This is a genomic window from Nonomuraea maheshkhaliensis, assembly GCF_039529435.1.
Classification (GTDB): domain Bacteria; phylum Actinomycetota; class Actinomycetes; order Streptosporangiales; family Streptosporangiaceae; genus Nonomuraea; species Nonomuraea maheshkhaliensis.
Window position 1 is genome coordinate 12527 of the sequence record NZ_BAAAMU010000120.1, and the last position, 19438, is coordinate 31964.

Here is a 19438-nt window from a genome sequence, read left to right on the forward strand (position 1 = left end):
CCGGCGCAGGAGGAGCACGCCGACCGGCTCATCGCCATGCTCGGCATCGGTCATCGGGCCGGGGGTACGCCTGGTCCGCAGCGACGACGGACGCTGGGCCGCCCGCGCCCAGCCCATCCCCGCCACCGTCCCGGCCTGAGCGGTGGTCACGAGCGCAGGCGGGCCGACGGCGTGGACGGGGTCTTCGGGCGGCCGACGCGGGCTATGTGCAGGAGCGTCCGCGAATCGGACACCCCCAGCCGCCCCGCCAGCACCCTCCGGGTCGGCTCACAGTCGATGATCTGGCTGAGCGGATGCGTCGTGTACCCGAGCCCCGACAACGTCAGCCAGTTCCGCATCAGCGCCCGCCCCAGCCCGACCTCCTCGCTGACGTCGCCCACCAGCACCAGCACGTCCCCGTCGTAGTCGAGCAGCCCCCGCGACGCCCCCGCCAGCACCCTGGGCAGGCCCAGCCGCCGCAGCGCCGGGTACAGGGCGAGCGAGGCGCGCAGCCCGAGCGCCTCCGCCCTGGTGAGCGCGAGGGCGCGGTCGCTGAGGCCGTCGAGGAAGTAGCGCCGGTGCCGCCGGGTCAGCCGCAGCCAGGCCCGCAGCTCCCGCGTCACCCTCCGGTCACCGAACTGGTGCAGGTCCGCCGCGTGCAGCAGGTCCGCCAGGTCGCGGCAAGCGAGCCGGCGCATGCCCTCCATGGCGCCGGCCACCTCCTCGGGCAGCCGCCCGCCGTGGTACTCGCCCCGGTTCGCCCCGCGCGCCCGTACGTCGGCCGTGGTGAACGGCGTCTCGTACCGCCGCGCGGCCCCGTGCAGGAAGCCCACCCGCAGCGGCCCCGGGTCGGGGCGGAAGGCGACGTCGAGGCCGGCGTCCGCGCATACGATCAGGCAGCACTCGACGAACGCCCCCAGGCTGAGCCGCAGGTCACGCCCCGTCGGGTCGCTGACGGGCAGGGCGCGGGCGGGGTCCCAGCCGACGGCCACCTCGTCGCCCTCGTACGTGAGCGTCCACGGCTGGGTGTTGTGCGCGCTGGGCGCGCGCCAGAAGTCGGGCTCCAGCGCCCGCAGCTCTCTCACGCGAGGTCCTTGGCGTAGAAGGTGTAGCCGTGCAGCGGCCGGCCGCCCATCGCGGTGTACTGGGCGGCCGAGCCCGGGTTGGTCCGCTCCACGTACGTGCTGCGCAGCGTGTGGTAGCCGCCCCGCCGCAGCCCGTCGTGCAGTTCGCGCGAGAGCAGCCGCATGTAGCCGCGTCCCTGCTCGTCCGGGACCGTGCCCTTGACGATCAGCACGGCCTCGCGGCGGTGGTGCGAGCGGGTGGCGAGCAGGCGGAGCTGGTTGAGCGGGTGCAGGTTCCCGCGGATCCGGGCGACAAAAGTGGATATGTCGGGCAGGCACAGCACGAACGCGATCGGCCGGCCCGCCTTCGTCAGGTAGAGCAGCAGGGCCTCGTCCAGCAGGTACGCCAGCCCGTCCGTCTGCTCGGCCAGCTGCCGCTCCGAGATCGGCGTGTAGTAGCCGAGCGAGGCGAAGCTGGCGTTCAGCATCTCCCGCAGGATCGGCAGCTGTTCCTCGATCCGCCGCCGGTCGCCCCGGTGCACCCGCAGCTTCTCGGCCTCCACGCGCGCGTCGTCGAAGGCGAAGACCGGCTTGCCGGGCACGGGGCAGATCCAGGTGTCGGACTCGAAGCGGCGGGTGAAGCCGTACGCCTCGTAGGCGCCCGGATAGTACGGATGATTCCAGGCGCTGTCGATGAAGCCGCGCTCGGCGAAGCCGGAGGTGATGACGCCGCCCGCCTGATTGGGCAGCAGCGAGACCGGCCCGAACAGCGGCCGCCCGCCGCCCGCCGCCGCGATCCCCTCGAACAGCTCCGCCGCCGCCTCCTCGGCGAACTCCGTCAGCCCGAACAACTGCGTGGCCCGCCCCAGTCTGGCGTCGAGGGCGGCGTCGGTGTGCAGCGTGGTCCTGGCGACGACCCGGCCGCCGCGCCGCAGCACGTACAGGGGCACGCCGCGGCGCCACCACGCGCGCACGGTCGCGTGCAGCGGTGGCACGAAACGTTCGTCGCCCGCGTACAGGCGGCCGGTCAGCGCGAGGAAGTCGCGCAGGTCACGGCGCGACTCGACCCGGCTCAGCGATCCAGATCCAGGGCTCACGGGCGGACCACCGGCGGGCCCGCGCCGTCCTCGGTGGACAGCGGCGTGAACGTCTCGATGTGCGCCATCGGGCCGCCCTCGGCCCGCCACGCGCCGTTGCTGTAGCCCTCGGGCTCGGCGTTGTAGAGCCGGATGTAGCCGGCGGTGGCGTTCCTGGTGCCGTCGGTCACCCACCGCATGAGCTCGCGGTGGTGCCGGCTGCGGGCGAAGCGCAGCAGCGCGTCGCGGTCCTCGAAGAACGCGATCGTGCCCAGCGTGTACGGGAACTCCCAGTAGATCGTGTGCCACCGGTAGCCGCGCATGCGCTTCATGTCACGGACCATCCGGAACCAGGTCAGCGTGAGCTTGACGATCGACAGCGGCCCCCGGTAGCGGGTCGCCCCGACGAACATCGCCGTCGCGCGCCCCTGCGGCGGCGCCTGGCTGAAGTCTGTGGTCCTCATGCGTCCTTCATCAGGTAGACGTTCTTCATTTTCGTCAGCCCCGCGAACGGCCCCTCGCCCAGCCCGAAGACCCTGATCCGCAGGTCGGCGGCGGACGGGTCCTCCTTCAGGGACTCGGCGAAGTCGCGCGAGACGGCGCTCAGATGGGCCACGACACCCTTGCGGCAGATCGCCACTAGATCGTCCCGGTCCACCTCGCCGCGCACCTCCAGGTTGATCACCGGGCGGTACTCCAGGCCGGGCAGCTCCTCCAGCGACAGGCAGAACCGGTTGATCGCGGCGGCGTGCGGGTTGCCCTGGTAGAGGCCGTACTCGACGTCCTGCGGATAGAGGTTGGCCCCCATGTAGGAGATCGTCGAGTCCTTGCGCCCGAACAGGAACAGCAGCGGCAGGCTCATCCGCTCGTCGGTCCACATGCGGGCGTACTCGTCGTCGCCGAGCGCCCGCCTGACCTCGGCCAGTGTGTGCAGCCGGGCCTCGTCGCCGACGTTGTAGCGCAGCTTGGGCTGCAGGCAGCTCTTGGTGTTGATCGTGCACAGCAGCTCGCCGCCGGCGTTCACCTCGAGGAACGTCTCCAGCGGGTTGTAGTGGAAGATCATCGGCAGCCGCTGCTCGCCCGGCCCGAGCAGCCGGTCACGCAGGTCCTGGTCGGTGGCCAGGCGCTTGCGCAGCCGCACGCTGAACCCGCTCTCCGCGCCCATCCCGATCGTCAGGTCGCTGGCGCCGTAGCCGGAGCGGACCTCCTCGAAGCGCTCCTCCAGATAGTCGCGCAGCGCCTCCGTCATGCCCTCGCCGCCGACCATGCCGCGCACGCGGTACTCGGCCCAGGGGAAGCCCGCCTCGTCGAGGCGGTCGCGCAGATGCTTGAGGAACGGCGGGTACGCCGCCACCACGTAGTCGTAGCCCGGCCCGAAGTGCTCCAGCGTGTCGGCGATCTTCTCCAGGTCGGGGCCGGTGTTCTTGACCATGGCGATGCGGGCCATGGCGGCGCCCGTGGTGGTGCCGGTGGCCCACGCGCCCATCGAGTACGCGTTGATCACGAACAGCCGCTCGCCCGGGAAGACCAGCTCGATGTAGCCGGCGGCGTTGCGGTAGATGCCCTTGAGCTCGCGCGGCCCTCGTACCCAGTTGTACGGTTTGCCGCTCGACCCCGACGACTCGTCCACGATCACGCCCGGCCGGTGCAGCCTGCCCTCCTGGCAGCGGCTCGCCTCGTCGTAGGCACCCGCGTAGTTCTGCTTGGTGGTCTCGGGGAAGTCGGCCAGCCCGCGGGCGTGCTCGGCGCCGTTCGCGCGCAGGAAGTGGCGGTAGGCGGGCACGTCCACGGCCGCGAACTGGCAGGCCACCCGCGCGTGCCTGGCGGCGACCCGGTCGAGCGCGGGGTGGTAGCCGCGGGCGACGAGCCGCCAGACGGCGGGGTGCAGGGCGCCCAGCCGGTACGCGCCGGTCAGGGCCCAGGAGTAGGCCTGGAGCCGGGCTCTGCGCCAGCGCTGGCGAGCGGTGAGCGGCCCGAGGACGGGGCTGAGGCGGATCATGACGGGTGACATTAGTGCGATCAGATGAAAGATCGCTTTAAGTCCACTTTCATCGGTATAACGACGCATATGCGGAACGAAGCTTTCCGCGTTCCCCTCTAGCGTGGGTTCATCGGACGAGGAGGACGTGGTGATCGAACTGTCGTGGCCGCAGGTCAGCGCGAGGCGCCTGGAGCGAGCCGGCCTGAACGGTCGCCCACCGGGCCCGGCGAGGTCTGACGCGGCGAGGTCTGACGCGGCGGGGTCGGGTGCGGCGGGGTCGGGTGCGGCGGGGACGGTCGCGGTGGTGGCGGCGATGTGCGGGGCGCACGCGCAGGTGATGTCGGCCGCCGAGGCGTCCGTCGGGATGCGGCTGCCCGGCGTCACCCGGGCCGCCGTCCGTGAGGCGCTGTGGAGCGAGCGCACCCTGGTCAAGACGTACGGGCCGCGCGGCACCGTACACCTGCTTCCCGCCCGCGACCTGCCGATGTGGGTCGACGCCCTGTCGTCGGCCCCGGCCGCGACGCCCGTCGCCACAGGCGACGTCAGGATGACCGGCGAGCAGACCGAGCAGGTGGTGGAGGCCATCGGCAAGGCCGTCGCCGGGGCCGCGCTGACGATCGACGAGCTGAGCGAGGCGGTCGCCGCCGCCACCGGTCCGTGGGCGGGAGACCTGGTCATGCCCGCGTTCCAGGGCTACTGGCCGCGCTGGCGGCAGGCGATGGCGCTCGCGGCGCACCGGGGCGCGTTCGTGTTCGGGCCGGTACGGGGCCGCAAGGTCACCTACACCGCCCCGCCGGACGCGCCGCCCGTGACGGACGGGCTCGCCCGGCTCGTCACGAGCTACCTGACGGCGTACGGGCCTGCCACGCCCGAGGACTTCGCCCGGTGGGCCGGCGGGCCGGTGCGGTGGGCGGCCAAGGGGTTCGGCGCGGTGGAGCTGGAGGAGGTGCTGTTCGAGGGGCGGCGGGCGTGGGTTCTCGCGGGCGACACCGGGGTGCCGGAGGAGCCGCCGCGCGGGGTGCGGCTGCTGCCGTACTTCGACGCGTACGTGGTGGCGGGCCGGCCCCGCGAGCTCCTGTACGCCGGCGACGCGGCCACCCGGGCGCTGGCCGGCGGGCAGGCGGGCAACTTCCCCGTTCTGCTGGTGGACGGGAACGTGGCCGGTGTCTGGCACCAGCGGCGCTCGGGGAACCGGATCGACGTCACGGTCGAGTCGCTGCGCGACCTCACCGCCGGGCAGGCGCGCGAGCTGGAGGAGCAGGTGGAGCGGCTGGGCGAGGTGCTGGAGGCCCGGCCACGCCTGACCGTCGGCCCCGTCACGGTGGGCGCGCACGCCTGACTCCGTATTACTCCCTTTCATGCAGCATAATAGGGAGCGATATGGAGCGATACACCGTCGAACAGGTAGCCGATCTGCTCGGGCTGCACGTCAAGACCGTGCGCAACTATGTGCGGGAGGGCCGGCTGCCCGCCGTCAGGATCGGCAAGCGATATCGGATCGCCAAGGAGGACGTCGAGGCGTTCACCGGCGTCCCCGTGACGCCGCCTGCTGGTCCGGCCGCGTCCCCCCGCGCGGAGGTGTCCAGCATCGTGCAGGTCGACGGCCTGCCCAGGGTCGCCATGGATCGGCTCAGCACGGCGGTCCTGGGCGCGCTGGGCGGAGGGCCGAGCGGGGTGCGGGTGCAGTTCGTCTACGACGAGGAGCGCGAGCACCTCAAGGTCGTCGTGCTGGGCGCCCTGGAGGAGAGCGCCCAGGTCCTCCGTCTCATCGACGTTTTGGTACGCCCCTGACCCACCTCACTAGATGCTTTCTGGAGATTTCCGAAATGACCGACATTCTGCGCTACGACCCCGACGCCCAGCCCTTGAGCGAGGTCCGCGACGTGCTCGACCTCATCGGCGAGGCATGGTCCACCCGGGCCACCTGGGTCTCCGTGCCCGCCGACCGGCTGCCCGGTGGCTTCTTCACGCTGAGCAACGGCGTGGCGGGCGAGATCACGCAGAAGTTCGCCCAGTACGGCATCGGCCTGGCCATCGTAGGCGACGTCTCCGGGCACGCCGCGACCAGCTCGTCCGTGCGCGACTGGATCTACGAGTGCAACCGCGGCCGCCAGCTCTGGTTCGTTCGCGACGACGAGGAACTGACCACCCGGCACACGGCCCTCGGCTGACTCGACGCCGCCCCGCCCGGTTCGCCGGAGCTCAGCGCGTCTTGACGGCCGCCTCCACGCCGTCCAGCAGCACGCCCAGCCCCACCGCGAACGTCTCGCTGATTCGATGCTCCATGTACGGCTCGTCGTCGCCGGGCCCGTCGTCCTCCGACTCGATCCACGCCACCATCGGGAACCGGGTGGAGAACCCCGGCGCGACCTCCTCCAGCAGGGACGAGCGCGCCAGCCACCACTCCTCGTCGGAGACCCCGGTCTCCGACGGCGCCTGCCGCGACTCGCTGATCGACTTGGCCGCCCCCCGCACGAAGTCGAACAGCAGCGCCACCACCCCGCGCAGCCGGCGCGGGTGCAGCCCGGTGGCGCGCAGCACCGCCACCACGCTCTCCAGCATGGCGAACTCGTTGGGACCCAGCACCGGCCGCGCCTGCGACACCTGCAGCACCCAGGGATGACGCAGGTAGAAGGCCAGCGTGTCCTCGGCCCACGAGGCGACGGCCGCCCGCCAGCCCCGGCTCAGGTCGTAGGAGGAGGGCAGCTCGGCCAGGGCGCGGTCGTACATGAGGTCGACCAGTTCGCCCTTGCTCGGCACGTACGTGTAGAGCGCCATCCCCGTGCGGCCCAGCCGCAGGCCCACCTTCCGCATGGACAGCGCCGCCATGCCCTCGGCGTCGGCGACTTCGATCGCGGCCTCCACGATCGCGTCGACGCTCAGCCCCGGCTTGGGGCCGGGCCGCACCTCGCCCGGCTCGCCGCTGCGCCACAGGAGTGCCATGGACCGTCGCGCGTCACCCTGACCTGCGTAGACGACCAAGCGGAACTCCCCGTCCTGGACAATTCTTTACGGCATAAGGATATCAGGGGCGCTCTTTCGCGGATCTCCGCGCGATCACCGCGGCGAGCATCTCCCACGACGTCTCCGGGTGCAGGGTCTGCTCGGGGTCGCCGTGGAACGGGTCGAGCACCACGGTCTCCGCGCCGAGGACGCGCAGCTCCTCGAGGTCGTCCATGATCTGCTCGATCGTGCCGACGCCGGCCGGCCGGTCGGTGCCGGTCACGGGCTCCGGCGTCACGCGCAACTGGATCCGGGGGGCCAGCGCGGGGGCGGCCACGCCCTCCTCGGCGGCCAGGGCCACCACGCGCGGATAGGTCTCGCGCAGGTAGGGCAGGGTGTTCCAGAGCGGGTGCCAGGCCTGGCCGAAGCGCACCGTGCGGAGCAGCGCCGCCCGGCTCTCGCCGCCGACCCAGATCGGCACGCGGCCGCGGTAGTCGCGTTCGTCGGCCCAGGCGGCCGTGATGGCCGCCAGATGCTCGTCGGTGATCCGGCCGCGCTGGTCGTGGGCCACTCCCAGGGCCTCGAACTCCTGCCGCGCCCACCCGATCCCGACGCCCAGCACCAGCCGGCCGCCGCTCAGGTCGTTGAGGTTGGCCGCCATGCGGGCCACCAGCAGCGGATGGCGATAGGGGACGATCAGCACCGTGGTGCCGAGCGCGACGCGCGTGGTGACGCCGGCCAGCCAGGAGAGCGTGGTGAACGGCTCGTAGAAGGGGGCGGGATACTTCGCGGCGACGTCGGGGGTGATCGCCACATGGTCGGAGACCATGAGCAGATCGAACCCGAGCCCTTCCACCGTCTGCGCCCAATGGCGGATCACGCCGGGGTCGGTGCCCGGGCCGAAGTTGGGGACGTTCACACCTAGTCGCACCCGGTCAGGCTATCGAGTGATCACCCACCGCGGAAATCCGCACGGCGCGGGACGGGTGGCGCAGCGGCCCGGGGCTGACGTCCAGGATGGTCGGGACCGGGACACGCAACGTCCCGGCACCCGTGCCGCGGGTGCCGGGACGGTCACGTGACGGGAGGTCAGCCGCCGACGCCCGCGCCCGCGCCGCGGCCGAGCCCGTGGCCGACCCAGTTGCCGTTGCCGCTGGTGGGCCAGTTGCGGTGCAGCCACTTGCGGACCTCGTCGTGGTCACCGTACTGGCCGTACCAGTGGTCGCCGTGGTGACCGCGGTGCCCGCCGTCCTTGCAGCCGTCGGCGTCGCGGGTGCCGGCGAAGACGCCGTGGTGGGTGACGTGGTGGTACGTGGTGTCCTCGTTCAGGCCGACACCGCAGTCCTTCGGGTAGCTGTGGTTCCAGTCGGTCCAGATGTCGGCGGCCGCGGTGCCGGTGGTCCCGAACAGCGCGGCCGCGGTGAGCAGCGCACTCCCGGCGGCGATGAGGCTCTTTCTCATGATCTCCCCCTGTAATCACGAAGTGACATCGGCCTCACTCTACGGAGCGATCTTGAGCGACGAAGGCACCGCCACACCCCGTTTCACCCAACAGGCGGCCCTGTCCCAGCAAACTCCCCACCGCCCTCGGCGGCTGGGGTGTAGCGGCGTACGGTCAGGAGCCCACAGTCAGACGAGCAGCACCTCGGCGCCCACCGGGGTGTACCCGGCCGCGAGGAACGCTCGCACGCTCGCCGCGTTCCCCGGCGCGACCTGGGCCCAGACCGGCTCGGAGGTGACGTGCCTGGCCGCCGTCGCCAGCCGCCGGCCCAGGCCCCGGCCGCGGTGCTCCGGCTCGACCTCGACCGCCGACTCCCAGCGGCCGGCCACCCCGCGCCCCACCGTCAGCAGGCCGCCTTCCGGCGCCGTCCACACGCGTACGGAGTCGCGGTAGCGGCGGGCCCGCGTCACCCGCGGATGGTCGCTGCCCGTCACCTCCTCCAGCTCGATCGGCGGCGGGCCCGGCAGGGGCTCGGCCAGGCCGAGCAGGTCCACGCTGCCGATCCTGCGCCCCGTCCGGCCGGCCAGAGCCTGGAGGAACGCCGGCCCGAGGGGCGCCGACAGGTCGCCGGGCGGCAGCAGGCCGCGGATCCAGGCGGGGTCGGCGTCGGCGAAGACCACCGCGTGCGCCGTGAAGGACAGCACGCCCAGGTCGCGGGGCGAGGGCTGCGGCACGACCGTCAGCCCGCCGTCGGCCGGCGGGAAACAGCCATGCCGCACGTTCAGGAGGATCTCGTCGAGGGTGGTCATGCCGGCCCGGTCTGCAGGGTCTCGTCGGAGGAGCTCATGCGGGCTGGGTCCGCAGGGATCGTTCAGGCTCGCCATGTCGGCTCCGTCCGCAGGGCGCGTACGGCGGCGAGGTAGGCGTGGATGGCGTCGCGGTTGCGGGACAGGCAGTCGATGCGCTCCTGGAGGCGGTTCGCCTCCGACTCCAGGAGGGCGGCCAGGTCCGGGGTGAGGCACTGCGGATGCAGGTGGATCTGGCTGGGATCGTCCAGGAACGGCAGGATGCGGCGGATGATCTCCGTGGTGAGTCCGGAGTCGAGCAGGCCGCGGATCTGCTGGACGAGCCGGACCGCCGACTCCGGGTAGTCGCGGTAGCCGTTGCCGGCGCGCTCGGGGTGCAGCAGGTCCTGCTCCTCGTAGTAACGCAGCATGCGCGGCGGAACGCCCGTGCGCTGCGACAACACCCCGATCCTCATGCGGCCTTCCTCCGTATTTGCCTTCACATTGATGTGAAGGTTTCAGCATGGTCGCATGTCTGACGAGATCGCTGCCAGTTCGCGGAGACTGCCCTGGCCGGCGCTGCTGGCGTTGTTCGCGGCGGCGTTCGCGGCCGTGATGACCGAGCTGCTGCCCGCCGGGCTGCTGCCGGGGATCGCGGGCGCGCTCGGGGTGACGGAGGGCCGCGCCGGGTTCCTGGTGACGGCGTACGCGGTGGCGTCGTTCGTGTCGGCCGTCCCCGTGACGGCGCTCCTGCGCGGATACAACCGGCGCCCCGTGCTGGTGGGGACGCTCGCCGGGTTCGCCCTGCTGAACGGGGTGACCGCGCTCTCCTCCTCCTACCCGCTCACCTTCGCGGCCCGGATCCTGGCCGGGGCCATGGGCGGCGTCCTGTGGGCCATGCTGGTCGGCTACGCGGCCAGGATGGTTCCTGAGGAGCGGCGGGGGCGGGCGATCGCGATCGTCTCGGCGGGCATCACGGTCGCGCTGTGCGCCGGGATCCCGGCCGGTGCGGCGCTGGCGGCGGTGGCCGGCTGGCGCGCGGCCTTCGGCGGCCTGGCCGTGGCGGCGGTCGTACTGATCGCGTGGGTGCTGTGGCGGGTGCCGGACTTCCCCGGCGAGCCCGCCGCCGAACGGGTGCCGCTGCGGCGGGTGGTCGTCATCCCCGGCGTGCGCACGGTGCTCGGCGTGACCCTGCTGACGCTGCTCGGCCACCAGGCGGTCTACACCTACCTGGCGCCGCTGGCACAGGCGTCCGGAGGCGGGCCCGCCGGCGTGGTGCTGCTGGTCTTCGGGGCCGGGACGGTGGCCGGGATCTGGCTGGTCGGCGCCGTCATCGACCGGTACGCGCGCCTCACCCTCATCGCCGCGCTGGCCGCCGTGGCGACGGCGATGACCCTGCTCGGGACGGCCGCCGGAGCGTCCGACGGAATGTCCGCCGGAGCGTTGGGCTGGGCTTCCGCTGGAGCGTCCGGCTGGGTGTCCGGTTGGGCTTCCGGCTCGGTGGCGGGCTGGGTGCCGGGCGGGGCCGGTGGCGTGGTCCTGGCCGCAGCCGGGCTGTGGGGGGCGGCGTTCGGGGGCGTGCCGACGTTGCTGCAGACGGCACTGGTGAACGCGGCCGGCGCCGCCAACGCCGACGTGGCCACCTCGTTGCAGACGACCGTCTACAACGCGGGCATCGCCCCCGGCTCGCTGGCCGGCGGGATGGTGCTGGAGAGCGCCGGGGCCGGGGCGCTGCCGTGGACGGCGGTGGCGGTGGTGGCGGCGGCGCTGGCGTTCGTGGTGACGAAGCACCGGCGCGCCTTCCCCGGACGGCCGGCGCGGGCACGCCGCGACGCGGCGACCGGAGGGCCGGCAGAGGAACGCCGCCGCGCCTCGACCGGAGGATCGGCGCGCGTCAGAGGCCGTGTCTGGCCAGCGGCTCGACCAGTTCGCGCTCCTCGTACGACAAATGCGACAGAAGGGTGTCGGTGAGCAGGTCCACCGCGGCACGCAGCTCGTCCAGGCCCGCCGGGCCGGTGACGAAGGCGACCAGGGCGCGATCGACGCGTTCGAGGACCTTGTGGATGGCCTGGTGCTCCTCCCGGAGGCGGTCGAGCACCGGGGCGAGGCCGGGCTCCACGCGGCGCAGGTGCGGGAAGACCATGGCGTCCTCGGCCGAATGGTGCATCGTGACCAGGCGGCAGTAGGACTCGCAGTAGGCGCCGAGCGTCCAGTTGTTCTGCCGCATGGTCATGGTGCTGATGTGGTCGCGGGCGGCGCCGGCGTCCAGCGTTCCCGCGGCGACCTGGTCGGCCAGGTCGCGCAGCCGAGCGAGTTCGGCGCGCAGGTGGTCGTGCACGTCGATCAGGTGCCGTCCGGCGGCCTGCTCCCTGGGGGTGTAGCGGCGATTCGGGTCGGGGGACGGGCCGGCGGGGCGGGTGGATTCGTCCCAGATCCGGACGGAGCTGAGCCGCACCCCGTCGTCCGGCGTCGGCACGGCGGCCAGCGGCGCCCCTCCCGCCCTCGCGGACGTCGGCGTCTTTCCCGGTTCTGCGGGCATCTGTGACCTTCCAGCTGAGGAGGGGGAGCGTTCGGGGGCGGCCTGAGGTTCGAACGCGGGGCCGCGCTCGGATGATGCGGGGTCGCGTTCCATCGATGCGGGGTCGCGTTCGAGTGACGCGGGGCCGCCTTCAAGTGTGGCAGGCGATTCGGCGGCGGCGGGCGAGCGTCCGGCGGCGAGCAGTTCGCGGACGGCGGGAGCCGTCTCGGCGGCGAAACGCTCGATGGCGCGCACGTCGCGGGCCATGAGGCTGAAGCCGCTGACGCCGTGCTCCAGGGCGAGCTCGGCGAACTGCCCGGGCTCCCGCTCGCGGTCCAAGGTTGAGCAGGCGGCGGATGCCGGCGGGTGAGCGGCCCGGACGAGGTCGAGCCCGGCGCGCTCGGCGAGCCGGGCGAGGGCTACGACGCCGTCCGCCTCCTGCGCTGACGGCACCACGCTGACGCCGAAGAGCATGTCGTGGCCGTAGTCGGGCATGGAGAGGCTCCTGTGACCATAGTTGGTATCACGAACAATCGGTGATGCGAAGGAAATTAGTTCGTTTCACGAACCTTTGTCAACTAGACTCGGCTCGTGGTCACGACGAAAGAGCCGACGCCGTCCTTCACCTCCGCGCTCGTCCGGCTCGCGCACCTGGTGCAGCAGGTGTTCGGCGAGGTCAGCCGCGAACACGACCTGACCCCGCAGCAGACGCAGCTCCTCTGCCTGCTCGTGGACGGGCCGGTGGGCATGGGCGAGCTGAGCCGTGCCCTGCACCTGGAGAAGTCGAGCCTGACCGGGCTCGTGGACCGGGCCGAGAAACGCGGGCTCGTCATGCGGACGCGCTCATCCCGCGACCGCCGCGCCTGCCTCATCGAGCTGACCGGCGAGGGGCGGCGGATGGGCGAGCTGGCGCACGAAGGGGTGGCGGCGCGGCTGGAGGCGCTGGCGGGCGACCTCCCGGCCGGCCACCGCGACCTGCTGACCTCCGCCGTCGAAGCCCTCCTGGCCGAACACGCGGCCCCGGCACCCCGTTCCGGCCCGCGGTCCGGCCCTGAACGGGCGTGAAATCGTTTGCCTGCCGTCTGTCACGAACCCGGCGCGATCCGCGATCTCCGTGGATAGGGTGGGGTCCCACCCCCGCGAAGGACGGCGCCATGGCGGAAACGATCGAGGTACACACGAATGTCGAGGGTGAGGACCGGGCCGTCGACCTGGCGCACCACCTCCTCCGCACCGGGCTCGCCGTCTCGATCGACCTCGCGCCCGTCGCCGGCTCGGGGAGCGACGGCGGCGGCATGTGGAAGATCTCCGTCCTGACCACCGGTGACCGGCTGGCCGCCGTGGAGGAGGAGTTCGGCCGGGCGCACGGCGGCACCGTGCCGTCGGTCCTCACGTTCCCGGGCGGCGGCGGGAAGCCCCTCGGACACCGCTGACGACGGCACGGGACGCGAAGCCCGCCGCACGGGACGGGGCTCCAAGCGGAGGCGCCCGGCCGGGCGTCAGCGCGGCGTGTAGACGGTCAGGCGGAGACCGGGTCCTCGTTGGCCCGGAAGGTCGCGTAGCCGTACGCGCGCCCGCCCCGCACCTTGCCGCCCGCCCCGCCCCGCGCGACGTCGTGGCGTTCCCACCAGCGGCCGAACTCGGGCGAGCCCCGCCGCAGCCGGGCGGCCAGACTGGTGAAGGCCGCGTCGGGCGCCCACAGATCGAAGGCGGCGCGGAACTGAGCGGTGGCGTGCCGCGCCTGCCCGGCCCAGCCGTCGCCCAACAGGTGGCGGGCCATCGGCGTGAGCAGCAGGTAGACCAGCACGTTCCGGTCGCCGGGCGGCAGCCGGTCGATCCCGGTGAACAGCTCGGCCGCGGCGGCGTTGACGGCCAGGACGTCCCAGCGGCGGCCGGTCAGGTAGGCGGGCCGGTCGAGGCTGTGCACCAGGCGGGCCGAGCCCTCCGGAGCCCGCTCCCTGGTGAACGCCGGCCGGGCCGTCTGGCGGGCCAGCGTGCGCAGATGGGCGTGCTCGGTCTCGTCGAGGTACAGCGCGCCGGCCAGCGCGTCGATCGTGGCGGGGGAGGGGGTCACGGCGCGGCCTTGTTCGAGGCGTACGTACCAGTCGATGCCGATGTCCGCCAGCTCGGCCACCTCCTCCCTGCGCAGCCCCGCCGTGCGGCGGCGCGGGCGCGGCGGCAGCCCCACCAGCTCGGGTGTCAGCCGTTCGCGCCTGGAGCGCAGGAACTCACCGAGCGCACGGCCGGCCGGCTCAGTCATGATCGCCGCCTTCCCGCAAGGTGGTATCGGCCCATCGGGTTGAGCCGGAAATCGGGAAAGATCGGATTCCGGTCCGCCGGTGGGTCCATCCTTGAGGGATGCGGATGACCGACCTCCTTCACCCCCTCTACGCCCGGCGCCTGCGGCGGCAGGTCATGACCGGCCCTCTGCCCCGCCACGTCGGCCTCATCATCGACGGCAACCGGCGCTGGGCCAAGCGGATGGGCATGGCCAACCCCAGCATCGGCCACAAATACGGCGCCGAGCACATCACGCACGTCCTGTCGTGGTGCGAGGGCCTGGGCATCGACCACGTGACCGTGTTCCTCTGCTCGACGGAGAACCTGCAGCGCCGCGGCGACGAGGAGGTGGCCACGCTGCTGCGCGTCATCGAGCAGCTCGTGGCCGAGCACTTCGACCGTCCTGACGCCCGCTGGCAGGTTCATGTGGCGGGGATGCTCGACATGCTGCCCGACAGCACGGCGCGCGCGCTGAAGAGCGCCGTCGAGGCGACCCGCGACTGCGCCACCGGCTTCCACCTCACCCTGGCCATCGGGTACGGCGGCCGGCAGGAGGTCGTCGAGGCGCTGCGCGAGCTGCTGTACGAGCGGGCCGAGCAGGGCCAGTCGATGGTGGAGCTGGCCGCGGCGCTGACCGTGGACGACATCGCCCCCCACCTCTACACGGCCGGGCAGCCGGACCCCGACCTGGTCATCAGGACCAGCGGCGAGCAGCGCATGTCGAACTTCCTGCTCTGGCAGTCGGCCTACTCCGAGCTCTACTTCTGCGAGGCGTACTGGCCGGCGTTCCGCGAGATCGACTTCCTGCGCGCCCTGCGCAGCTTCTCCGCCCGGCAGCGGCGTTACGGCGGCTGACGCGCGGGGCGCGGGCGGGCCTGAGCGGCGTAAACCGGTTGCCCGGTGGCAGGGGCGGCTGGTGAGGTGTGCGGATGAATCGTGACGAAGTACTGGCCGTGTTCGACAAGGAGCTGCGGCGCGAGGCCGCGCCCGAGGGCTCGGGCAGCGTGGTCGAGCGGGCCGGCGACGTCGTGCGCATGGTCGGGCCCGAGCACGGCTGGAACGGCGTCCTGTGGTCCGGCCTCGGCGACGGCGACGCCGACGCGGCCATCGCCGAGCAGGTGCGGTACTTCGGGGTGCTGGGGCGGCCGTTCGAGTGGAAGCTGTACGCCCACGACCGGCGCGCCGACCTCGACCGCCGCCTCCTGGCCGCCGGCTTCGTCCCGGAACCGGCCGAGACGCTCATGGTGGCCGAGGCCGCCGGCATCGCCGAAGGTCCTGAGGCGGTGCCTGAGGGCGTGCGGCTGGTCCCGGTCACCGGTCAGGACGGCGTCGACCTGCTGGCCGACGTGCACGACCTCGCCTTCGGCGCCGTCCACGAGCACCTCAGGAAGGCTCTGCCGGCCCAGCTCGCCGCAGGGACCGTCATCGCCGTCGTCGCCATGGCCGGCGACACGCCCATCAGCGCGGCCCGCATGGACCTGCACCCGGGCACCGCGTTCGCGAGCCTGTGGGGTGGCGGCACCGTGCCCGGCTGGCGGGGGAAGGGCGTCTACCGGGCGCTCGTGGCCTATCGGGCCCGGGAGGCGGTCGCGCGCGGCTACCGTTACCTCCAGGTGGACGCCTCCGACCAGAGCCGGCCGATCCTGGAGCGGCTGGGGTTCGCGCCGCTGACCACGACGACGCCGTACGTCCATCCATGAGGCCGTACGTCCATCTGTGAGTACGCTGATGAACACGCCCGCCCAGCACTCGTGAGTACGCTGGTGGACCGCCTTGTGTCCAGCCCCCGTGACCGGACCGCCTCAGCTCAGCACCCGTGAGGAGACCAGCGCGTTGTCCGCGACCCATCCGCGCGAGCTCGGCCTGACCGCCGACTGCGAGAACTGCTTCGGGCTGTGCTGCGTCGCGCTGCCGTTCTCGGCCTCGGCCGACTTCGCCGTGGACAAGGAGGCCGGGCAGCCCTGCCACAACCTGCGCGACGACTTCCGCTGCTCCATCCACGACCGGCTCAGGGACCGCGGGTTCCCCGGCTGCACCGTGTTCGACTGCTTCGGCGCCGGCCAGAAGGTCTCGCAGGTCACGTTCGAGGGACGGAGCTGGCGCGAGGCGCCGGAGACGGCCGCGCGGATGTACGCGGTGTTCCCGGTCATGCGGCAGTTGCACGAGCTGCAGTGGTACCTGGCGGAGGCGCTGACCCTGGAGGCGGCCGAGCCGGTCCACGCCTCCCTGCGCCAGGCATTCGACGAGACCGAGCGGCTCACCCGGGAGCCGGCCGGCGCCCTGGAACGGCTCGACGTGGCCGCCCACCGGGCCGGGGTCAACGAGCTGCTGCTGCGTACGAGCGAGCTGGCGCGCGCCGGGCTCAAGGGCGTGGAACGGCGCGGGGCCGACCTCATCGGCGCCCGCCTGCGGGGAGCCCGGCTGAGGGGTGCCAACCTGCGCGGGGCGTACCTGATCGGAGCCGATCTGAGGGGCGCTGACCTGCGGCGGGCCGACCTGATCGGCGCGGATCTGCGCGGTGCCGACCTGTCGGGAGCCGACCTCACCGGCGCCGTCTTCCTCACCCAGGCCCAGCTCAACGCGGCCAGGGGCGACGCCGCCACCCGCCTGCCCGCCACGCTCGCCCGCCCCGGGCACTGGGCGGAGGAAGCGAGCGCCCCGGCCCCCTCCAACCGCCCCCGTCCGGCCCGGCGACCATCACGAGGCCGCCGCCGCTGACCAGCCTCACACCGGTACTCGCACCGCCCTCGCCGGATCGCGGCTACGGCTTGCCGGGTGGTCCGGGTGGTCCGGGTGGTCGGGCCGGGAGGTGCGGAAGTGGCGGCTGCGCATAAGGTCATGATCTGTACTTGTGCCATCGCCAAGGAGGGCGGCATGACCATCACCGCGCACCCCGTCACCGACCCCGTCGCCGAGCACGGCGAAGGACCCGTGTGGTCCGGCCGCTGGGGCCTGCGGTGGGTGGACATGATGGCCGGCGACGTGCTGCAGCTCGGCGACGACGGGAACGTACGCCGCCGCCACGTCGGCACCGTGGCCGCCGTCGTACGCCCGCGCGTGAACGGCGGTTACGTCGTCGCCGCCGAGCGCGAGCTGCTGCTGGCCGACTCCGACGACCTGGACGCCCCGCTGCGCTCCCTCGGCGAAGCCTTCAGCGACCCGTCGATCCGGATGAACGAGGGCGGCTGCGACCCCGACGGCCGCTTCTACATCGGCACCATGGCCTACGACGCGGGCCCTGGCCGGGGCTCGCTCTACGTGGCGGGCACCGGTGGCGAGCTGAGCGTGGTGCTGGCCGGGACGACGATCTCCAACGGGTTCGGCTTCAGCCCGGACGGGCGGCGGGCCTACTACGCCGACACCGGGGTCGGGCGCGTGGACGTGCTCGACTACGACCCCGAGACCGGATTGAGCGGGCGGCGGCCGTTCGCCGTCGTGGACCCGGCCCAGGGCGGCCCCGACGGCCTGACGGTGGATGCCGAGGGCGGCGTTTGGGTGGCGTTGTGGCAGGGCGGGGCGGTGCACCGGTACGACGCGGACGGGCGGCTCGACGCCGTCATCAGCCTGCCGGCGCGCAAGGTCACGGCGGTCACGTTCGGCGGCGAGAACCTCGACCGGTTGTTCATCACCACCTCGGCCCTCGACGTGGACCGCGCGGAGCAGCCGCTGGCCGGCAGTCTGTTCACGGCCGAGCCCGGCGTACACGGCCTGCCGGTGCTGCCCGCCGCCCTCTGAGCCGGTCCGCTGAGCTCGCGCCCCGTGAGCTCGTGTCCGACCTTCCGCCCTCTGGTCCCGCACAAAAGATTTGCACCTCCATGCCTAGGATCTCTAGGTTGAAACTAGAGACCCTAGGATACTGGAGGCGTTCCGTCATGACCCCCATCACCGAGGCCGGCATCCGCGCCAGCTTCGTCAACTGCTCCAAAGGCGAGGCCCGCCGCCTCGGCGTCCCCCGCGACCTGCTCCGCGCCCCCTGGCCCGATCTCGACTTCCTGGGCTGGCGCGATCCGGGGGCGCCCGAGCGCGCCTACCTGGTCGCCGAGCGGGACGACGGCTTCGTGGGGGTGGCGCTACGCCTGGCCCAGGGCGTGCGCAGGAGCGTCACCAAGACCACGCTCTGCTCGGTCTGCGTGACACCGCACACCGGCCCGGGCGTCGCCCTGTTCACCGCGCCCCGCGTCGGCCCGGCCGGCCGCCAGGGCAACACGGTCGGCCTCTACATGTGCGCCGACCTGGACTGCTCGCTCTACGTCCGGGACAAGAAGCAGACGGAGCTGGGGGAGCGGTTCGAGTCGCTCACCGTCGGGGAGCGGGTCGTCAGGGCCGCCGCGAACCTCGACTCCTTCCTCGACCGCGTCCTCGACGGCGCCCTCGCCGGCACACGCGGATAGGACGGCTGCGGGGCCGACACCCGGCGTCTGTGACGCCGCGGGGGCCGTCCGGCATTGGGACGTCGGCGGGGGCGGCACCCGGCGGCTGGGATGTTGGCGGGGGGCGACGCTCAGCGCGCGCCCGCGGACGGGAAGGGCCGTCAGCGGCGTCAGCCGGCTCCGCGGGACCCGCGGCCGCTCACAGACGGACGGCGGGCGGCGGGGCACCGGCGTGAACGTCGCCCATGACTTGGACCGTCCGTCCACCCCTGCCGGTTCCGTCGGGAGCCGAAACCATGACAGGCGGCCGGCCCTCGCCATCGGGCCCCGCCCAGGAAGGGCGCACCAGGGGGAAGGTCCTGCCAAGGGAAAAGTACGCTCCCGGAGGCGGTATTTGTCCTTCGACCCGCCGGTCCGGCCCTTCCTACTCTGATGTCAGGCCGACGGTGGGGGGGAGGGTGTCATGCGAGCTCGTACGTGGACCGCCGTGGCGGTGCTGCCACCGGCGCTTACGGCCTGCTCCGCAGCCGGGGTCGATCGTGCCCCCCGTCCGCGATCGACCCCGCCCCCACCTCGGCCCCCGCACCGGGCCGCGAGCCCGCCGGCCGGCCACCTCCGGGAACCGCTACGGTCGGTCGCGCTGGGACGCTGCCGCGTGGCAGGCGCCGAAGCCCTCGGCGCGCAGGACGATTCGCCCTGAACGCACCCGGATCGCGACCTCCGTCATGTCCCCCGGCTCGGCGACCCCGGCCCCCGCCGCCAGCGCGCCCGACTCGTCGTACACGATCCGCAGCCGAGGCCAGGCCGCCTTCGGGAACGCCTGCCGCAGGCACGTGCCGACCTCGGCGATCACCAGCCGGGCCAGCGGCAGCATCTCAGCAGGTGAACGGGTCACGACCACGGCGGTGACCTCGGCCTCGGGTGGCGCGGCGCGTACGGCCTCCTCGGCCGCCGAGAGCCGGTGCACCCCGAGCACCGCCACGACCCCGTCACGCCCGAGC

22 protein-coding genes and 1 pseudogene are annotated in these 19438 nt (G+C 73.0%); 11 read left to right on the forward strand and 12 right to left on the reverse strand.

The genetic code is table 11. The annotated features are described in order from the left end of the window. Nucleotides 1-146: 146 nt before the first annotated feature. From ABFX54_RS45430 to ABFX54_RS45445, 4 genes are read right to left on the reverse strand one after another with little or no spacing between them, the layout of a single operon-like run. Nucleotides 147-1064 (reverse strand): nitroreductase family protein, encoded by a 918-nt coding sequence (locus ABFX54_RS45430; RefSeq protein WP_346113232.1) that lies wholly within the window; start codon nucleotides 1062-1064, stop codon nucleotides 147-149. Continuing rightward, a complete protein-coding gene (locus ABFX54_RS45435; RefSeq protein ID WP_346113233.1) occupies nucleotides 1061-2140 on the reverse strand; it encodes a hypothetical protein in 1080 nt (359 codons plus the stop codon). Before ABFX54_RS45435 ends, ABFX54_RS45430 begins: the two co-directional genes overlap by 4 nt. Further along, complete coding sequence (locus ABFX54_RS45440; RefSeq protein ID WP_346113234.1) at nucleotides 2137-2583, reverse strand: DUF4188 domain-containing protein; 447 nt, start codon at nucleotides 2581-2583, stop codon at nucleotides 2137-2139. The genes ABFX54_RS45435 and ABFX54_RS45440 overlap by 4 nt, the downstream gene beginning before the upstream one ends. Further along, the gene (locus tag ABFX54_RS45445; RefSeq protein WP_346113235.1) at nucleotides 2580-4118 is read right to left on the reverse strand and encodes a phenylacetate--CoA ligase family protein; all 1539 of its coding nucleotides are present in this window, start codon (nucleotides 4116-4118) and stop codon (nucleotides 2580-2582) included. Before ABFX54_RS45445 ends, ABFX54_RS45440 begins: the two co-directional genes overlap by 4 nt. Nucleotides 4119-4413: 295 nt before the next feature. Between ABFX54_RS45445 and ABFX54_RS45450 the strand changes: the two genes are divergently transcribed. From ABFX54_RS45450 to ABFX54_RS45460, 3 genes are read left to right on the forward strand one after another with little or no spacing between them, the layout of a single operon-like run. Beyond that, a complete protein-coding gene (locus ABFX54_RS45450; RefSeq protein WP_346113254.1) occupies nucleotides 4414-5439 on the forward strand; it encodes a winged helix DNA-binding domain-containing protein in 1026 nt (341 codons plus the stop codon). 41 nt (nucleotides 5440-5480) lie between these two features. Next, nucleotides 5481-5891, forward strand: a complete 411-nt coding sequence (locus ABFX54_RS45455; RefSeq protein ID WP_346113236.1) for a helix-turn-helix domain-containing protein — start codon at nucleotides 5481-5483, stop codon at nucleotides 5889-5891. 35 nt (nucleotides 5892-5926) lie between these two features. Further along, nucleotides 5927-6271, forward strand: coding sequence for a DUF4180 domain-containing protein (locus ABFX54_RS45460; RefSeq protein ID WP_346113237.1), 345 nt, complete (start codon nucleotides 5927-5929; stop codon nucleotides 6269-6271). A gap of 31 nt (nucleotides 6272-6302) precedes the next feature. Here ABFX54_RS45460 and ABFX54_RS45465 read toward each other — a convergent pair whose 3' ends face one another. From ABFX54_RS45465 to ABFX54_RS45485, 5 genes are all read right to left on the reverse strand, one after another. After that, the gene (locus tag ABFX54_RS45465; protein ID WP_346113238.1) at nucleotides 6303-7082 is read right to left on the reverse strand and encodes a TetR/AcrR family transcriptional regulator; all 780 of its coding nucleotides are present in this window, start codon (nucleotides 7080-7082) and stop codon (nucleotides 6303-6305) included. Between the two features lie 43 nt (nucleotides 7083-7125). Then, entirely contained in the window at nucleotides 7126-7974 is an 849-nt protein-coding gene (locus ABFX54_RS45470; protein WP_346113239.1) for an LLM class flavin-dependent oxidoreductase, read from the reverse strand. A gap of 158 nt (nucleotides 7975-8132) precedes the next feature. Further along, on the reverse strand, nucleotides 8133-8504 hold the full coding sequence (locus tag ABFX54_RS45475; protein WP_346113240.1) for a hypothetical protein: 372 nt from the start codon (nucleotides 8502-8504) through the stop codon (nucleotides 8133-8135). Between the two features lie 168 nt (nucleotides 8505-8672). Further along, entirely contained in the window at nucleotides 8673-9293 is a 621-nt protein-coding gene (locus ABFX54_RS45480; RefSeq protein ID WP_346113241.1) for a GNAT family N-acetyltransferase, read from the reverse strand. A gap of 62 nt (nucleotides 9294-9355) precedes the next feature. Beyond that, nucleotides 9356-9745: a MerR family transcriptional regulator gene (locus tag ABFX54_RS45485; RefSeq protein ID WP_346113242.1), complete on the reverse strand. Its 390-nt coding sequence runs from the start codon at nucleotides 9743-9745 to the stop codon at nucleotides 9356-9358. A gap of 55 nt (nucleotides 9746-9800) precedes the next feature. Between ABFX54_RS45485 and ABFX54_RS45490 the strand changes: the two genes are divergently transcribed. Then, nucleotides 9801-11240, forward strand: coding sequence for an MFS transporter (locus ABFX54_RS45490; protein WP_346113243.1), 1440 nt, complete (start codon nucleotides 9801-9803; stop codon nucleotides 11238-11240). On the opposite strand, the gene ABFX54_RS45495 is transcribed toward ABFX54_RS45490, so the two are convergent. Continuing rightward, a complete protein-coding gene (locus tag ABFX54_RS45495; protein WP_346113245.1) occupies nucleotides 11164-12282 on the reverse strand; it encodes a hemerythrin domain-containing protein in 1119 nt (372 codons plus the stop codon). The two genes, ABFX54_RS45490 and ABFX54_RS45495, sit on opposite strands and share 77 nt — an antisense overlap. Nucleotides 12283-12378: 96 nt before the next feature. Here ABFX54_RS45495 and ABFX54_RS45500 point away from each other — a divergent pair, with 96 nt between their 5' ends. Further along, nucleotides 12379-12852: a MarR family winged helix-turn-helix transcriptional regulator gene (locus ABFX54_RS45500; RefSeq protein ID WP_346113246.1), complete on the forward strand. Its 474-nt coding sequence runs from the start codon at nucleotides 12379-12381 to the stop codon at nucleotides 12850-12852. Between the two features lie 89 nt (nucleotides 12853-12941). Further along, nucleotides 12942-13220, forward strand: coding sequence for a hypothetical protein (locus ABFX54_RS45505; protein WP_346113247.1), 279 nt, complete (start codon nucleotides 12942-12944; stop codon nucleotides 13218-13220). An 86-nt stretch (nucleotides 13221-13306) separates the two neighbouring features. Here ABFX54_RS45505 and ABFX54_RS45510 read toward each other — a convergent pair whose 3' ends face one another. Then, nucleotides 13307-14047 carry a helix-turn-helix transcriptional regulator gene (locus ABFX54_RS45510; RefSeq protein WP_346113248.1) on the reverse strand — a complete coding sequence of 247 codons (741 nt, stop codon included), beginning with the start codon at nucleotides 14045-14047 and terminating at the stop codon, nucleotides 13307-13309. A 98-nt stretch (nucleotides 14048-14145) separates the two neighbouring features. Here ABFX54_RS45510 and uppS point away from each other — a divergent pair, with 98 nt between their 5' ends. The 5 genes from uppS to ABFX54_RS45535 all read left to right on the forward strand — a co-directional run bounded on the left by uppS (nucleotide 14146) and on the right by ABFX54_RS45535 (nucleotide 18458). After that, nucleotides 14146-14922, forward strand: a complete 777-nt coding sequence (gene uppS, locus ABFX54_RS45515; RefSeq protein WP_346113250.1) for a polyprenyl diphosphate synthase — start codon at nucleotides 14146-14148, stop codon at nucleotides 14920-14922. A 74-nt stretch (nucleotides 14923-14996) separates the two neighbouring features. Further along, nucleotides 14997-15767, forward strand: a complete 771-nt coding sequence (locus ABFX54_RS45520) for a GNAT family N-acetyltransferase (protein WP_346113251.1) — start codon at nucleotides 14997-14999, stop codon at nucleotides 15765-15767. 133 nt (nucleotides 15768-15900) lie between these two features. After that, nucleotides 15901-16785 carry a pentapeptide repeat-containing protein gene (locus ABFX54_RS45525; protein WP_428834644.1) on the forward strand — a complete coding sequence of 295 codons (885 nt, stop codon included), beginning with the start codon at nucleotides 15901-15903 and terminating at the stop codon, nucleotides 16783-16785. Between the two features lie 156 nt (nucleotides 16786-16941). Beyond that, nucleotides 16942-17802, forward strand: a complete 861-nt coding sequence (locus ABFX54_RS45530) for an SMP-30/gluconolactonase/LRE family protein (RefSeq protein WP_346113252.1) — start codon at nucleotides 16942-16944, stop codon at nucleotides 17800-17802. A 137-nt stretch (nucleotides 17803-17939) separates the two neighbouring features. Then, nucleotides 17940-18458 carry an FBP domain-containing protein gene (locus ABFX54_RS45535; protein WP_346113253.1) on the forward strand — a complete coding sequence of 173 codons (519 nt, stop codon included), beginning with the start codon at nucleotides 17940-17942 and terminating at the stop codon, nucleotides 18456-18458. Nucleotides 18459-19062: 604 nt separating this feature from the next. Here ABFX54_RS45535 and ABFX54_RS45540 read toward each other — a convergent pair. Continuing rightward, nucleotides 19063-19438 (reverse strand): annotated as a pseudogene (locus ABFX54_RS45540) (TetR/AcrR family transcriptional regulator); the annotation flags it as partial.